16 protein-coding genes are annotated in these 15,146 nt (G+C 72.7%); 6 read left to right on the forward strand and 10 right to left on the reverse strand.

Annotation, left to right across the window (positions count from 1 at the left end):
• Positions 1 to 14: 14 nt before the first annotated feature.
• Positions 15 to 1,877, reverse strand: a complete 1,863-nt coding sequence (locus AB0D74_RS07315) for an FUSC family protein (RefSeq protein WP_362581447.1) — start codon at positions 1,875 to 1,877, stop codon at positions 15 to 17.
• Positions 1,878 to 2,417: 540 nt separating this feature from the next.
• Positions 2,418 to 3,149: a hypothetical protein gene (locus AB0D74_RS07320; protein WP_362581449.1), complete on the reverse strand. Its 732-nt coding sequence runs from the start codon at positions 3,147 to 3,149 to the stop codon at positions 2,418 to 2,420.
• 320 nt (positions 3,150 to 3,469) lie between these two features.
• Between AB0D74_RS07320 and AB0D74_RS07325 the strand changes: the two genes are divergently transcribed.
• Positions 3,470 to 3,883, forward strand: a complete 414-nt coding sequence (locus tag AB0D74_RS07325) for a RidA family protein (RefSeq protein WP_362581451.1) — start codon at positions 3,470 to 3,472, stop codon at positions 3,881 to 3,883.
• Entirely contained in the window at positions 3,880 to 4,332 is a 453-nt protein-coding gene (locus AB0D74_RS07330) for a GNAT family N-acetyltransferase (protein WP_362581453.1), read from the forward strand. Before AB0D74_RS07325 ends, AB0D74_RS07330 begins: the two co-directional genes overlap by 4 nt.
• Before the next feature lie 148 nt (positions 4,333 to 4,480).
• On the opposite strand, the gene AB0D74_RS07335 is transcribed toward AB0D74_RS07330, so the two are convergent.
• Together AB0D74_RS07335 and AB0D74_RS07340 are read right to left on the reverse strand one after the other, a co-directional pair.
• Positions 4,481 to 5,209 (reverse strand): aspartate/glutamate racemase family protein, encoded by a 729-nt coding sequence (locus AB0D74_RS07335; protein WP_362581455.1) that lies wholly within the window; start codon positions 5,207 to 5,209, stop codon positions 4,481 to 4,483.
• Positions 5,210 to 5,214: 5 nt separating this feature from the next.
• On the reverse strand, positions 5,215 to 6,690 hold the full coding sequence (locus tag AB0D74_RS07340) for an NCS1 family nucleobase:cation symporter-1 (RefSeq protein WP_362581457.1): 1,476 nt from the start codon (positions 6,688 to 6,690) through the stop codon (positions 5,215 to 5,217).
• 138 nt (positions 6,691 to 6,828) lie between these two features.
• Here AB0D74_RS07340 and AB0D74_RS07345 point away from each other — a divergent pair, with 138 nt between their 5' ends.
• Positions 6,829 to 7,497, forward strand: a complete 669-nt coding sequence (locus tag AB0D74_RS07345) for a GntR family transcriptional regulator (RefSeq protein WP_362581459.1) — start codon at positions 6,829 to 6,831, stop codon at positions 7,495 to 7,497.
• Between the two features lie 163 nt (positions 7,498 to 7,660).
• Positions 7,661 to 9,139: a LamG domain-containing protein gene (locus AB0D74_RS07350; protein ID WP_362581461.1), complete on the forward strand. Its 1,479-nt coding sequence runs from the start codon at positions 7,661 to 7,663 to the stop codon at positions 9,137 to 9,139.
• 48 nt (positions 9,140 to 9,187) lie between these two features.
• Here AB0D74_RS07350 and AB0D74_RS07355 read toward each other — a convergent pair whose 3' ends face one another.
• Positions 9,188 to 9,889 carry a uracil-DNA glycosylase gene (locus tag AB0D74_RS07355; protein WP_362581463.1) on the reverse strand — a complete coding sequence of 234 codons (702 nt, stop codon included), beginning with the start codon at positions 9,887 to 9,889 and terminating at the stop codon, positions 9,188 to 9,190.
• A gap of 236 nt (positions 9,890 to 10,125) precedes the next feature.
• On the opposite strand from AB0D74_RS07355, the gene AB0D74_RS07360 reads away from it, so the two are divergent.
• Positions 10,126 to 10,758, forward strand: coding sequence for an RNA-binding S4 domain-containing protein (locus AB0D74_RS07360; RefSeq protein ID WP_362581465.1), 633 nt, complete (start codon positions 10,126 to 10,128; stop codon positions 10,756 to 10,758).
• A 67-nt stretch (positions 10,759 to 10,825) separates the two neighbouring features.
• Here the strand turns inward: AB0D74_RS07360 and AB0D74_RS07365 are convergent, their stop codons facing one another.
• Positions 10,826 to 11,515, reverse strand: coding sequence for a class I SAM-dependent methyltransferase (locus AB0D74_RS07365; protein ID WP_362581931.1), 690 nt, complete (start codon positions 11,513 to 11,515; stop codon positions 10,826 to 10,828).
• Positions 11,516 to 11,642: 127 nt separating this feature from the next.
• Positions 11,643 to 12,557 (reverse strand): acyltransferase domain-containing protein, encoded by a 915-nt coding sequence (locus AB0D74_RS07370; protein ID WP_362581467.1) that lies wholly within the window; start codon positions 12,555 to 12,557, stop codon positions 11,643 to 11,645.
• Positions 12,558 to 12,622: 65 nt separating this feature from the next.
• Between AB0D74_RS07370 and AB0D74_RS07375 the strand changes: the two genes are divergently transcribed.
• Positions 12,623 to 12,922, forward strand: a complete 300-nt coding sequence (locus AB0D74_RS07375) for a DUF6343 family protein (protein WP_362581468.1) — start codon at positions 12,623 to 12,625, stop codon at positions 12,920 to 12,922.
• Between the two features lie 72 nt (positions 12,923 to 12,994).
• Here the strand turns inward: AB0D74_RS07375 and AB0D74_RS07380 are convergent, their stop codons facing one another.
• From AB0D74_RS07380 to AB0D74_RS07390, 3 genes are all read right to left on the reverse strand, one after another.
• Complete coding sequence (locus AB0D74_RS07380) at positions 12,995 to 13,381, reverse strand: tetratricopeptide repeat protein (protein WP_362581470.1); 387 nt, start codon at positions 13,379 to 13,381, stop codon at positions 12,995 to 12,997.
• A 50-nt stretch (positions 13,382 to 13,431) separates the two neighbouring features.
• Positions 13,432 to 14,064, reverse strand: a complete 633-nt coding sequence (gene coaE / locus AB0D74_RS07385; protein ID WP_362581472.1) for a dephospho-CoA kinase — start codon at positions 14,062 to 14,064, stop codon at positions 13,432 to 13,434.
• A 94-nt stretch (positions 14,065 to 14,158) separates the two neighbouring features.
• Positions 14,159 to 15,097, reverse strand: coding sequence for a PAC2 family protein (locus AB0D74_RS07390; RefSeq protein WP_362581474.1), 939 nt, complete (start codon positions 15,095 to 15,097; stop codon positions 14,159 to 14,161).
• Between the last annotated feature and the right edge of the window lie 49 nt (positions 15,098 to 15,146).

Genomic DNA, 15,146 nt, shown 5'->3' on the forward strand with positions numbered 1-15,146 from the left:
GCGGCGGCGGTCGCCTATGCCGCGACCGGCATCCTCGGCACCGCGACCCCGAGCCGTCGCCCTCCGCGCTCCAGCTCGCCCGCCAGGTCCTGGAGCTGGCGGGTGTGCCGGTCGGTCAGTCGTCCCGTCTCGTCGAGGTGCACGGCACACGCGGTGGTCGTGTCCACGAGCCGTTCGAGTACGGCGGCCACCGCGTCCGTGCCCTCGGTGTGCCGGGCGAGGGCGGGGAGTTCGGCGGCGCCGAGGGCGATGGCGGCACGGGCCTCGGCGAGGGTGCGGTAGGCCTCGCGGCGCAGGGCCCAGCGTTCGCCGCGGTCGCCGGACCCGCCGAGGACGTGGTCGAGGTAGGCGTGTGCGGCCCGCCCGGCCGACGCGAGCCGGGCGCGCACCGCGCCGCCGCGCCGCCCCGGCATCGGCAGATGGCCGACGACCAGGACGAGCACGCAGGCGAGCAGCGTCTCGCCGATCCGGCTGACGGAGGCCTGCGGTTCACCGCCGACCATGACCAGGGCGAGCACCAGGACGGTGACGACGGCGGTCTGGGCGCCGAAGTGCCGGGTGGAGACCGGGATCAGCGCCCCGCAGACGGCGACCAGCGCGACGAGTCCCTCGGGCCGGGGCAGTACGGCGGCGAGGCCGGCGAAGACGAGGGCGCCGAGGACGGTTCCCGCGGCCCGGCACAGCACCCGGGAGGCGAGCGGCCCGAGATCGGGCTTGACGAGGAAGACGGCGGTGGCGGGCAGCCAGTACCAGTGCTGGTGCTCGCCGTACCAGCGGGCGTGGTGCAGGGCCTGGGCGATGGCGGCGCTGGCCCCGAAGCAGAGGGCGACCCGCAGCCCGTACTCCCGGCCGCCGCTGCCGAGCGCGGCCCGCACGATGTCGACGGCGGTGCGGCGCCGGGCGGGCGGTCGCTGCCCGCCGCCCTCGGGCTCGGCCCGGTCGAAGGCCGCCGCGGCGCGCAGCAGGGCGTCGTCGAGGGCGCGCAGCGCGGGCGCGGACCGCGAGGGTGCGGGCAGCGGACCGGTGCCGCCGTTCGCCCGGACGGCTGCGGCGAGCCGCCGTGGCCCCTCGGCCGCCCGCGCGGACACCGGCTCCCCGGCCCAGGCGAGGGCGGTGGCCGCCTCGGCGAGGGGCAGGGCGGCGGCGTACTGGGCGTGCAACCGGCGTTCGGCGGCGGAGCTGGCGTGGCGCCGCAGCCGGGGCCCGGTGAGCGCGTCCTGGGCGTGGTCGAGAGCGGCGGTGAGGGCGACGCGCCGGCGGCCCGCGGCCTCGCCGCCGACCGCGTCGAGGAGGTCGGCGACGGCGTCGTACACGGCGGCGACGGCGTCCCGTTCCCCGTCGAAGCGGAAGTCGCCGGCGAGCGCACCGGGGGTGGGCAGGGCGAGGCGGAGCAGGACCAGCCAGCCGGCGCCCGCGAGGAAGGCGAGGGCGCGCTGCCAGCCGGCCTCGGCGACCGGCATCCCGGCGCCGATGGCGGCGGCGACCAGCAGCTGGGTACCGGCCCCGGAGGCGACGGGCCCGACGGCGCTCATGCCGCCGGCGGCCAGCCCGAGGGCGGTGAGCAGCAGAGTGAGGGGGAGGGCGGTGAGGTGCTCCCCGCCGTACGTCCCGACGAGCAGCCCGACCGCGCCGGCCGCCGCGGGCACCCCGAGCCGCCGCACGGCGGACCGCCTGCTGCCGGGCCGGTCGTTGATCCCGGCGAGCATCGCGGCGATGGCCGCGACGACGCCGAGGGAGGTGCGGTGCAGCAGGACCGCGGCGAGCAGCAACGGCCCTGCGGCCAGCGCCCCTCTCGTCACGGCGCTCCAGGACACGGGCCCGCGCTGGGCGCGCAGCGCGTGGGCGAGCCAGGGCGGCAGGGCGATGCGACGGGACACGGGGCTCCTGTCCGGACGAGGGCGGGGTGTGCCTTCGGGCGACGGTGGCCGGGCTGTTGGCTTCGGTGTCCACGGTAGATCGCGTTCCGGTACGAAAAGGTGCACTCGTATTGCGTGGGTGTGACGAGTGCCCCGGAGAGCCGCTTTCTTTATGAACGCAATTCCGTACGGGCCCGATTCGGGACGGAACGCGAGCGGGCCCGGGGGCGTAGCCTGCCCCCGGGCCCAGGAATGCCACCCATCGTCACACGCCGGCACACTTGAGAACCCGGGTCAGTCGTAAGGTCGTCGCGTCCTTCCTTTGGACCACCACGCATCGAGCTGCGCGGGCAGGACTTGAACCTGCATTTCGACGTACTGGGGCCCGGGCCCGGTCGATCCGGCGATCGGCGGCGAATGCTGAGTCTGGAGCGAGAGTCTGAGATTCAACGCGGCCCGCCCCGTGTTCTGTGGGGTACGACCGCTCTTCACGACAAGGCTCAGCTTCAGCTTTGCGCTCCTCGCGCACCCCGGCCACAGGGGCCGGGGAGTCTGGAAAGGCTATCCGAAGAGATAGCCGAACACGGCGTCCCCGACCCGCTGGTCGACGACGTCGGCGCCGTTCGCCTCCTCACGGGCGAACTTGACGGCCTGCTGCAACTTCTCGACCCGGTCGAGGAGTTCGTTGACCCGCCGTGCGGGCAGGGCGCCCGAGAACTTCACGGTGGTCCAGTACCCCACCGGCACGTCCTCGTAGTACACCTCGACCTGGGCCGGATGCTTCTCGGTGGCCTCGGCCTTCACATGGTTCCGAGGCACCTTCTTGGTCCGCAGCGTCCGCACGGGCTCCGTCTTCCACGCGTCGGTGGACGGATCCTGCGCCCACGACTCGGAGGCGTCGAGCACCGGCAGCTTCCGCACAAAGGTATTGAGATCGACGAGCTGCTTCTCCAGGAACAGCAGATAGGCGACGGGCACGCCGGCGACCAGCACCCGCCCGTCCACCGTCACGTCCGCCCTGGCCTCGCAGTTGGCCCAGTCCTTGGTGGCGGTCACGTCGAAGAGCCGCGTCAGCGTGGCCGAGGTCTCCCGCAGCACGTCCTCGGCCTTCACCTGAACCCGCGTGGACTCGGGCGGCAACTGCTCGCCCTCCTCGTCCTTCGGCTGGTACGTCCGCGAGATACCGGCCAGCAACGCGGGCTTCTGCAGCCCGTGATGCGCCGACGTCAGGTCCTGATGAGCCTTGGACTTGATGCCCTTCTCGACCGCGATGATCTGATTGAGTTTCGCCACGCGAAGGAAGGTAGCAGCGGCAACTGGCTTGTTCCCAAGCATTTTTCGAGCGGCTCGAATGGGTCGCGCAAGCCGAACAGCAGCTCCGCCGCGGCCACGTCTTGGAGCAACTTCCCGGACTCCGCTCGCATTCCGCCGAGGATGTCGTCGGCGCCCCGCGTCCCGGCCGGGTCAGAGCGGCCCCGGTAGTAGACGGCCGGATCCCGGTCGCTGTCGGGGCGGGAGGGCAGGCGGGGCGGCGAGTCGGGAAATTCGGGTGCGGTCGTCCGGTGCGAGCGCGGATGATCGAGCGGTTGTCCGCCTTCACTCCAGGAGCCCCCGTGATCCAGCGTGTCACCGCCCCGGCTCTCTTTCCGCCGCCCGGCTACTCGCACGTCTCCGTCGTGGAGACCGGCACGAGGCTCGCGTTCCTCGCCGGTTCCGTTCCGCTGGACGGCGAGGGGAAGCTCGTCGGCGAGGGGGATCCGCCGCGGCAGGCCGAGCAGGTGATCGCCAACCTGCGGGAGCAGCTCCGTTCGGTCGGCAGCGACCTGGGGCACGTGCTGGCGACGGACGTGTACGTCGTGAGCAGTGAGCCCGCGGTGCTGTCCGCCGTGTGGGAGGTCGTCGAGGCCTCCGGGCTCAGCACCGGGCCGCACTCGTCGACGCTGGTCGGGGTGGCCTGTCTGGGCTACACCGGGCAGCTGGTGGAGATCACGGCCACCGCCGTCGTACCCGAGGGGGCGCGGGCGTGAACGCCGGGGTGGTACTGCGCCGTGCCGGTGGGCCGGATGCCGCCGGGGTCGCCGATGTCTGGCTGCGGTCGTTCGACGCCGCCCTGCCCACCGTCGTCCGGCCGCGTTCGGACGACGAGGTGCGCGCGTACATCCGGGACGTCGTGGTGCCGGCGCGCGAGACCTGGGTCGCGGAGGCGGACGGGCTCGTCGTGGGCATGATGGTGCTCGCGTGGGACCTGCTGTCCCAGCTGTACCTGGCCCCCGAGTGGCGGGGGCACGGCATCGGCGACCGGTGCGTCGCGCTGGCCAAGGAGCGCTCGCCGTCGGGGCTGACACTCTGGACCTTCCAGGTCAACAAGCCCGCGCACCGGTTCTACGAGCGGCACGGCTTCGTCGCCGTCGAGCACACGGACGGGAGCGGGAACGAGGAGCGGGAGCCGGATGTGCGGTACGTGTGGCGGCCCTGAGCCGACTCCGGCCGATCCCGATCCCGATCCCGGCTCCAATCCCAATCCCGGCTCCAGCTCCGGCTCCAGCTCTGGCTCTGGCTCTGGCTCTGGCTCTGGCTCCAGCTCTGGCTCCGGGTCCGGGTCCGGGTCCGGGAGGACGTTCGGGCTACGGTCGGCCCGGTGCGGCACCCCATACCCGGGTCTTCGGCAGCGGCTTGCGGTAGCTGCCCGCGCGGCTGGTCGTAAGTCCCAGGGCGACCAGCGACTCGGCGAGCTTCACCGCGGCGCCGACCCCGTCGACCACCGGGACCCCGAGCTTCTCCCCCACCGCCTGCTGCAGCCCCGTCATCCCGGCGCAGCCGAGGACGAGGACCTCAGCGCCGGCGTCCCGCACCCGCTCGGCCGCCGCGAGGAACGCGGCCTCCGTGCGCCCGGGGTCACCGGCGAGGTCGAGGACGCCGAGTCCGGTGCCGGCGACGGCGACGCAGTTGCGGGCGACCCCTGCGGTCTCCAGGCTGTCCTCGATCTGCCCGCGCGACCGGTCCAGGGTGGTGACGACGCCGTAGCGGCGGCCCAGCAGACAGGCGAGATGGGCGGCGGCCTCGGTGATGTCGACGACCGGCACGTCCATCAGCTCCCGGACGCCCTCCCGCCCGTGCTCGCCGAAACCGGCCATGACCACCGCGTCGTACGGCGGACCGGTGTACGTCCGCAGCGCGTCCAGGACCGCCGCCGCGGACAGGTAGCTGTCGAGCCAGCCCTCCGCCGACTCGGGCCCCCAGTCGGGGGTCAGTCCGGTCACGGTGGTGCCCGGGCCTGCGGCGGCCCGGGCACCTCGTACGATCTCCGCGGTCATCTCCTGCGTGGTGTTGCAGTTGGTGACGACGATCCGCACGTTCGTCAGACCTCCTCGGTGACGGGGACGGGGGCGGGGGCCGGCGCGCGGTCACGGCGGCACAGTGCCAGGTACAGGCCCGCGGCCAGCGCGGTGCCGATGAACCAGGAGTACGGCGCCACGTCGCTGAACGTCTTCACCAGCGCGAGCACCGCGGCGACCGCCGCCGAGGGCAGGAACGCCCACAGGGCCTTGGGGTTGACGCCCTTGCGGTAGTGGTACGGCGAGCCGGGGGACGCGTCGAAGAGCTGCTGGACGTCCACCCTGCCGCGCTTGATCACGTAGTAGTCGACCATGATCACGCCGAACAGCGGGCCCAGGAAGGCGCCGAGGCCGCCGAGGAAGTAGTTGACGACGGTGGGGTTGGAGAAGAGGTTCCAGGGGGTGACGACCAGCGCGGCGACCGTGCTGATCATGCCGCCGACCCGGAAGCTGATCTTCTGCGGCCAGACGTTGGCCAGGTCGTACGCGGGTGAGACGAAGTTGGCGACGATGTTGACGCCCATGGTGGCGACCGCGAAGGTCAGCGCGGCCACGACCAGGACCCAGGTGTTGCCGACCTTGGCGACGAGTTCGGCCGGGTCGGTGATGGCCTCGCCGAAGACCTCCAGGGAGCCGGCCGTGACGATCACCGAGACGACCACGAAGGCCGTGGAGTTGATCGGCAGGCCCCAGAAGTTGCCGCGGCGGACCGTGCGGTAGTCGGGTGCGAAGCGGGAGAAGTCGCAGAAGTTGAGCATCAGGGTGCCGTAGGTGGCGAGGATCAGGCCGATCGCGCCGAACCACTGCCGCCACTGCTCGCCGGTGGAGACCGGGTGCGGGGTGGAGGTGAGCGAGATGGTCCAGTGGGCCTTGGCCAGGATCCAGACCGCGAGGGCGATCATGACCAGCCAGATCGCCGGGCCGCAGAAGTCCTGGAACTTGCGGATCGTCTCCATGCCCCGGCTGATGATCGCCGCCTGGATCAGCCAGAGGGAGACGAAGGAGATCCAGCCCAGCGTGTCCAGGCCCAGGAAGGAGCTCTCGGTCAGGGACTTCAGGCCCGGCCAGGCGGCCAGCAGCATCACGTTGACGGCGACGGACGCCAGATAGGTCTGGATGCCGTACCACATGATGGCGATCACGGCCCTGATCAGCGCCGGGATGTTGGCACCCCAGACACCGAAGCTGATCCGGCTGACCACCGGGAACGGCACGCCGTGGCGCTGGCCGATCCTGCCCATCCAGTTCATGCCGACGTAGATGAGCACGAAGCCGACGAGGAGGGAGGTGAAGACCTGCCAGACGTTCATGCCGAGGACCAGCAGGCCCGCGGCGAAGGTGTAGTTGCCGAGGTTGTGGACGTCGGACATCCACATGGCGAAGAGGTCGAAGACCTTCCAGTTCCGCTTCTCGGCGGGGGCGAGGTCTTCGTTGGTGAGGCGGGGATCGGGGACGAACACGGTTGCGCCGGTTGCTTCGGCGCGGTCGGCGAGGGACACGGGGCCTCCAGGGAACCAACCGGTGTACCAGCTTTTGGTATACCAAACTGCGGTCATGGTGCTCCCGTCAAGCGTTCTGACCGATGTCCGTCCCGTTACGGCTCCGTAAAAGCCCTCCGGGTCGGCGAAAATGACCTCATGGGCTCCCCCACCACGAAGATCGAACCTCTGGGCGCGGTGCGCGAGCGCGTCCTCGCGACGCTGCGGCAGGACATCATCGCCGGGCGGCTGGGCCCGGGCGACCGGCTGGTGGAACGGGAGCTCGCCGACCGGTTCGGGGTGTCCCGGGTACCGGTCCGGGAGGCTATCCGGGCCCTGGTCGCCGAGGGCTTCGTCCTCTTCGAGTCGGCCCGCCGCACGGTCGTGCGCCGGCTGACCCCGACCGACGTCAAGGAACTCTTCGAGCTGCGCGAGGCGTTGGAGGTGTACGCGGCCGGGCTGGCGGCGGCACGCGCGACACCCGAGGCGCTGGCGGAACTGCGGGAGCTGCTCGACCAGGCGGCGACGGCCACCCGGGCGGACGACGCCGAGACGATCACCGACGTCAACACCCGCTTCCACGACCGGATCCTGGCCCTGGCCGGCAACAGCCTGCTCATCTCGGTCATGGAACCGGTCGACGGCCGGCTCCGCTGGCTCACCCGGCGCAACGAGGAGTGGCCCCAGCTCCTCACCGAGCACCGCGAGCTGTACGACGCGATCGCCTCCGGCGACCGGGACCGCGCCCGCGCCCGCGCACTCGGCCACGTCCAGGCCAACTACCGGTCGACGGTGCGGCACCTGTTCGGCGAGGACACCGACGCCTAGGGCCTGGGAATCCGGCCGCCCGTCACTCGTCCACAGGAACACCAGTTCGCACAGGATTCTCCTAGAGTTCTCCTCACCAGTGAGGATCGAAACGGATCCGGGCAGGCCGGAGTCGGATCCGGGCGGACCGGAGGCGGTTTCGAGTGGACCGGACGGGGAGGGCATGACGATGGTGAGCAGGCGGGGGCTGTTGAGCGGGGCCGCGCTGGCGGGAATGGGCGCGGTGGCCGGCATGGCGGCGGGTACGGGGACGGCCGCCGCCGACGAACCGCTGGACACGCCGTTCACCCCGGTCGCCGCACCGCATCTGGCCGAGGCCGAGCAGCTGGTGCGGTACCAGCGGCTGCTGGCGGCCGGCTACCTGCCGACCGGACTGGCCGGGCACTGGCCGCTGGACGGCTCCGGCGCCGACCGCTCCGGCCTGGAGCACCCGGTCGCCCTGGGCACGGGAGCGAGCTGGACCGCACTGCGGGCGGGCGGCGAACTGAGCTTCGACAGCACCGCCGGCGCCTACGCCGCCACCGCCTCCGTCCTGGACACCACCGCGCCGTTCACGGTCACGGCCTGGGTCCGGCTGGCCGACGACGCCGTGCTGACGAACATGTACACGGCCGTGAGCCAGGACGGCACCGGCGTGAGCCGCTTCCTGCTCCAGTACGACGACACGGCCGGGACCTGGGCGTTCAAGGTGCGCAGCGAGGACCAGACCACCAAGGTCTCGGCGCTCGCCGCCGCCCCGGTGACGAAGACGGGAGTCTGGACCCACCTGGCAGGCGTCTGGGACGGCGCCCACGTCCGGCTTTACGTGAACGGCGCCCTGGAGGGCAGTGCCGACACCACCCTGTCCTGGGCCGCGCCCCAGGGCTTCAGCATCGGCCGGGCCCGCTGGGACGGCGGTTACGTGAACCGCTTCAAGGGCGCGGTCGACGACGTCCGCGCCTACGGCCGTGCCCTCGACGCCGACGAGATCGCCCTGGTCAGCGGGCGTACCGCACGCGCGAACAACGTCTATCTGAGGGACACGTCGGCGACCGTGACCTGGGGCCGCCCGGACGACCTCGCCGGCTGGGTGGCCCGGGCCCGCTGCTCGTCCTTCGTCACGGCGCTGCTCGGACACACCTACGGCTGGGCCACCGACGCCTATTTCCTCCAGTACTTCCAGGAGAAGGGCCCGGAGGCCGCCGACTATTGCTCGGCGTTCCGGAACAGCACCGCCGGCCCCCGCTTCCGCCGCATCCGCAAGGTCGCCGACCTGCGGCCGGGCGATCTGATCGCCGTCGACTACAACGGGCAGGACGCGGAGAACACCGGGCACATCGTCATGGTCCGCGAGGTCAAGGGCGTCTTCAGCGGGGTCGCCGACTTCACCGGCGAGACCCAGTACGCCGTCGAGATCGTCGACTGCACCTCCGACCCGCACGGCGTCTACGGCCTCAGCAACTACCCGCGCTACCCGGACACCCGGATGGTCAGCAACGTGGACGGCGAGAGCTTCCAGGGCGTCGGCATCGGCCACATGATGTTCTACGCGTCCGACGTCACCGGCGAGTTCTCCCGGTACCGCTGGAGCGTCAACTCCTCCGCGTCCACCGGCACCCACACGGTGGACGACCGCCCGGTGGCGGCGGCCCGGATCGTCTGAACCCCGCTCCCCGCTCCGGCCCTCCCCGCGGCCCGCACACCGGTGCCCTCACCCCACTCCGGCCGCCTCCGCCGCCGTCCGCAGCACGTCGCGGAGCATCTCGGGGGTGAGGCGACCGGTGAAGGTGTTCCGCTGGCTGACGTGGAAGCAGCCGAAGAGGTCCAGCCCGCCGAGGCCGACCCGGGCGCCGTGGGCGAAGGCCGGGCGGGGCCGCGGCACGCTCCAGCCCGCCTCCGCGAACGCCGGCAGCGCGGCCTGCCAGCCGAAGGCGCCGAGCACGACGGCCGCGCGCAACGTCGGCCGCAGCAGCGTCAGCTCCTCGACCAGCCAGTGGCGGCAGGTGTCACGCTCCCCGGGGGTCGGCTTGTTGGCGGGCGGTGCGCAGTGCACGGGCGCGGTGACCCGCACGCCGGACAGCTCCAGGCCGTCGTCGGCGCTCACCGAGGTCGGCTGCGAGGCGAGCCCGACGTCGTACAGCGCCTGGTACAGCACGTCCCCGGAACGGTCGCCGGTGAACATCCGGCCGGTGCGGTTGCCGCCGTGCGCGGCCGGGGCGAGGCCGATGATCAGCAGCCGGGCATCGGCCGGCCCGAAGCCGGGGACGGGCCGGCCCCAGTAGGTCCAGTCGGCGAACGCGGCGCGCTTGGTCCGCGCCACGTCCTCCCGCCAGGCGACCAGGCGGGGACAGGCCCGGCAGCCGCTGACACGCTCGTCGAGGTGGGCGAGCCGGGTGTGGGGGGTGTGGTTCACGCATCAACGGTAGGGCCGGGGAGGTGTTTGCCGGAGCGGCTCCTGGTGGATGGCCGGGGGGCGCGGGAGCGCCGTGTCAGTCTGTGCGGGACGGCGACCGCGGGTTGTGTGTGGTCGATCGCGCTCGCGCGGCGGCAGCCGCATACCGACAACAGCCCCGCGGCCCTTCGGGGCGCGGTTGCGGGCGTCGGTATAACCGTTCCGTCGATGTCGGCTCGGGGAGCTAAGGTCGGGGCATGGCTTCTGAGGATGCGGGCGACGGCAGGGAGCACGCGAGCGGCGAGGAGGCCGAGGCCTCCGCCACCCCGGCACCCGACCCCGCCGCGCCCGCCGCGCCCGACCCCGCCGCGATCGCCGCGGCCGTCGCCGCCGCCGTGGCCGCGGGCCCCGCTCCCGGGGAGAACGTGCGGATCGACAGCTGGGTCTGGGCCGTCCGCCTGATCAAGACCCGCTCCATGGGAGCCACCGCCTGCCGGGGCGGACACGTCCAGGTGAACGGCGAGCGGGTCAAGCCCGCCCACTCCGTGCGCGTCGGCGACGAGGTGCGGCTGCGCCACGAGGGGCGGGAGCGGGTCGTGATCGTGAAGCGGCTGATCCGCAAGCGGGTCGGTGCCCCGGTCGCCGCCGTGTGCTACATCGACAACTCGCCGCCGCCCCCGCCCCGTGAGGCCTTCGCCCCCATCGGCCTGCGCGACCGCGGCGCCGGCCGCCCCACCAAGCGCGACCGCCGCGACCTGGAGCGACTGCGCAGCCTCGGCGGCATGGGTGGGACGGGCGGCGCGGGTGGCATGGGCGGCGCGGGTGGCGCGGGCTCGGGTGGCATGGGCTCGGCAGGCCGGCCGAGCGGTGGACGTCCCGGCGGACGGTGATCCGTCCGGCCCGCCCGACAGGGTTCGGCCCGGCCGGTGGACCCTGCTCCCCGCCCGCCCGGCGGGGTCACCCGGGCTGAGCCGCCGTTACCGCCCTCACCCACGTCCCGTCCTCGGTCAGATACTCCGCCACCTCCAGTCCCGTCTCCGCGAGTGCCTCCTCGAACTGTTCCCGGGTGAGCGGCCGGGCCAGGAAGGTCTGGGTCCAGGTGGCGTCCGGGAACTCGTACTCCGCGCGGACCGAGTTCACCCCGTCCCCGACCGGTTCGGCCGACACGATCCGGACGGTGTAGCCGCCGGGGTCGACGCGCTCGCGCGGCACCTCGGTGTGGTAGTCCGCGCCCTCCCGCTGGATGAGTACGCAGCCGTCGTCCGCCACGTGCGCCGCGCAGGTGCGCAGCATGCCCCGGCGCACCTCCGCGTCCCCGGTGTGCACCAGGAACGACGCGAGCATCACCACGTCGAACTTCTCGCCCAGGTCGAGCCCTTCGATGGTGCTGCGTATGGTGCGGGCCCCGCGCACGCGCGCCAGCATCTCCGCCGACTCGTCCACCGCGGTGACCGTGAACCCGCGCTCCAGGAGCGGGTGGGTCACGCGCCCCACACCGCTGCCCAGCTCCAGGATGCGGGCGCCGGCCGGGACCGCCGCCTCGATGACGTCCGGCTCGGCGCCTACGGTCAGGCGCGCGTAGAGCTCGACCGCGCAGCCGTCCGGGGTGATCGCTCCCGGACCCGTTCCCTCGTACCCCTCACGCATTTCAACCGTCATGCCCGAACAACGGCCGGTCTCCGGACCGCCGTTCCCGCACCCCGACAGTTCACTCGTTCGAGCAGTTCGAAGGCCCGCCGGGAACTTTCCTTCGGGAGGGCGCAGTTGACGGCCGTCACTGGTCCCACGGGAACCATCCGTGGCCGACGTACCAGTGGCCGCCCGCCCGCAAGTGGTCGCCGACCATCCGCTCCACCGACGTCCGCCGGGGCAGCTCCGGCACCGGCAGGTCCGGGTCGCCGAAGACGAAGCCGACCGGTGTGGTGTCGGCCGGCTCCGGGTCCTGCCATCCGGGGCGGAACCGCTCCTGGAACCGGATGATGTTGGAGTCCGCCGGGAGGTACCGGCGCAACTGCGGGTCGAGCAGCCAGGAGTGGCAGGTCGCGACGGCGTGCGGCTCCTCGGGGAAGTGCCGCGCGAAGAACTCACGGGCATGGTCCAGGGAGCGGTCGCAGGCGACCGGGGTGAGCGGGCCGAGGAAGTCGGGGATGTGCAGGTCCAGGGAGGGCTCACCGCCGGTCACCTCGGTACCGGCCGATCTGATCGCCCGCGCCGTGCGCTCGCCGAGTCCGGTCCGCTCGTACTGCAGCCGTCCCAGCTGGTAGAGCCGCCCGCAGAAGTGCCGGGTGAGCCAGTGCGCCTGGTGTACGCCCAGCCCTCCCGTGCCGTACCGCCGGCGGTGCAGTGCCATGCCGCGGCCGAGGTCGGCGAGCGTGTGGCGGGAGACGTCGTCGGGAATGCCGCGTGCCCGGTGCACCGCGCGGACGTGCGGCGCCGCCGTGAGGAAGACGTACACGAGGAAGTACGCGCCGAGGGCGGCCGGGGCCTCGGCGGCCCGGTCACCGAGCCCGGACGGGTCGTCCACCTCCCGGACGCCACCGGTCACGTCCTCGGCGCACTCCTCCAGCAGCCGCCGCACTGCGGGGTCGGCGGTCACGGCGCGGCGCAGTGCCACCACCTCGTTGATGTCCTCGTGCGGCACGGCGAGGTCGAGGAGCAGGTCGGGCAGGTCGGCGGCGTCCGGCAGCACGGCGGGGTCCCCCTTGGTGAACGTCCGGTCGAGGAGTACGTTGCAGACAGGAATGGTGATCCGGGATGCGTACGGGCAGTGAACCGGTGACCGCCCGCAGTGCGCTGCGAGCGCGGTTGTGGCTGAGCGTGTGGGGGCTGGCCTGGGCCATTTTCGGCACCGCCGCGTTCGCGCTGGTCGGGCGCCCCGGCTGGGCCGCCGCGTGTGGGGTGCTGTGGCTGGTGGCCACCGTCGACATGGCCATGATCCTCAGGCACATACGGCAGGGTCCGCACTATCAGCCGGGCCGCGATGTGCCGCCGTACCGGCCTGCGGACACCCGCCCGCCGCCGTTCCGGCGCCCGCCCCAGCACGGTCACCCGTGAGGAATCCTCCGGACACCCTCCGTCGCGTCACGCATCGCAGGCTCACGCGCTGCGGGCACACGCTCCGTCGGCTCACTCGCCGCTGTCGAAGCGGGCGGCCTTCAGGTACTCCGGGTTCGGGTCCAGGGCGGCGGCCAGCCGGAAGTGGCGTATCGCGAGGTCGGCGCGGCCCTGGCGCTGGTAGGTGCGGGCGAGCGCGAAGTGGGCGAACGCGTTGTCCGGCTCCCGCTCCAGGACGATGGTGAACTCCAGTTCGGCGGGGCGCAGTTGCGCGGCGGCGAAGAAGGCACGTGCGCGCAGCAGCCGGGCGGCGGTGTTCTCGGGGTGCGCGCCGATCACTCCGTCGAGCAGCTTCACCGCGCCCCGCGGGTCCCGTGCGTTGAGCAGTTGCTCGGCGGCACGGAAGTCGATGACATGCGTCTCCGGAGTACGTCCGGTCGAACCGCTGGTCTCGGGCACGGCAAAGTCCTTCCCTCACTGAAGCGGTTCAACGCCCGGACGGGTGCCCGCTATTTCGAAGACGCATTCCGCTCGCTCGCACCGGGCTCCTGCGCGCGGCGCACCAGGTCGGCCCACACCTCCCCGACGCGCTCCCGGAGCGCGTCCAGGGGGACGTCGTTGTCGATCACGATGTCCGCGATCTCCAGGCGCTTCTCGCGGGTGGCCTGCGCGGCCATGCGGGCGCGGGCGTCGTCCTCGGTCATCCCCCGCAGCCGTGTCAGCCGGTCCAGCTGCGTCCCGGGGGCGACGTCCACGACGACCACCACGTCGTAGAGCCGCGCGAGGCCGTTCTCCGCGAGGAGCGGGACGTCGTGGACGACCACGGCGTCGGCGGCGGCCCCGCTCTCCAGTTCGCGGGAGCGGGCCCCGACGAGGGGGTGCACGATCGAGTTCAGCACGGCGAGTCGCGCGGGGTCGGCGAAGACGATCGAGCCGAGCTTCGGCCGGTCCAGGCTGCCGTCGGCGGCCAGCACCTCAGGGCCGAAGGCCTCGGTCACGGCGGCCAGGCCGGGGGTCCCGGGCGCGACGACCTCGCGCGCGATGCGGTCCGCGTCGATCAGCACCGCGCCGTGCCCGACGAGCAGCCGCGACACCTCGCTCTTGCCGGCGCCGATGCCGCCTGTGAGGCCAACTTTCAGCATGCCCCGAAGCTTAGGCCCTGCCACCGACACCGGCCGTGACGGGGCCCGCCCCGGCTGTCGCCCCCAGGGCCTGACGGGAATGGCCGGACAGGCCCTAGTTGTCGCCCTCCCGCTCCGCGAGGAAGCGCTCGAACTCGAGGCCGATCTCGTCCGCCGAGGGGATCTCCACCGGCTCGGCGAGCATGTTGCCCCGGGTCTCGGCGCCCGCTGCCGCGTCGTACTGGTGCTCAAGGCCCTGCACGAGCGCGGTGAGCTCCTCGTCGCCCTCCTGGATCTGGCTGTCGATCTCGGTCTGGGTACGGTGCGCCTCCGTGCGCAGGGCGTGCGCGATGCCCGGGAGGACCAGGCCGGTCGCTGCCGTGACGGACTCCAGGACGGTCAGGGCGGCGTCCGGGTAGGGCGAGCGGGCGATGTAGTGCGGCACGTGCGCGGCGACGCCCAGGACGTCGTGCCCGGCTTCCATGAGCCGGAACTCGAGCAGGGACTCGGCGCTGCCGGGCACCTGGGCCTCGTCGAAGGGGCTGCGGTGTCCGGGGACCAGGTCGGTGCGGTTGCCGTGCGGGGTGAGGCCGACCGGGCGGGTGTGCGGGACGCCCATGGGGATGCCGTGGAAGTTCACGGACAGGCGGACGCCGAGCCGCTCCACGATCTGCCGTACGGCGGCGGCGAAGCGCTCCCACTCGACGTCGGGCTCGGGGCCGGAGAGCAGCAGGAAGGGGGCGCCGGTGGCGTCCTGGACCAGCCGGACCTCGATGCTGGGCTCCTCGTACTCGGTCCAGCGGTCCCGCTTGAAGGTCAGCAGCGGGCGGCGAGCCCGGTAGTCCACGAGCCGGTCGTGGTCGAAGCGGGCGACGACCTGGTGGGGCAGCGAGTCGAGGAGCCGGTCGACGATCTGGTCGCCGGTCTCACCCGCGTCGATGTATCCGTCGAAGTGGTAGAGCATGACAAGACCGGCCGACTCCTGGGCCAGCGCCATGTCGACGACCGCCAGCCCCTTCGGCTCCCATGCGTACAAACCCTGCGGATCAAGCACTGTGACCGCTCCTCCTCGTGTTCGTACGGGTCAACGCGGCACTGACCAC

Source organism: Streptomyces sp. NPDC048278, from assembly GCF_040652195.1.
In the GTDB taxonomy this organism is placed as follows: domain Bacteria; phylum Actinomycetota; class Actinomycetes; order Streptomycetales; family Streptomycetaceae; genus Streptomyces.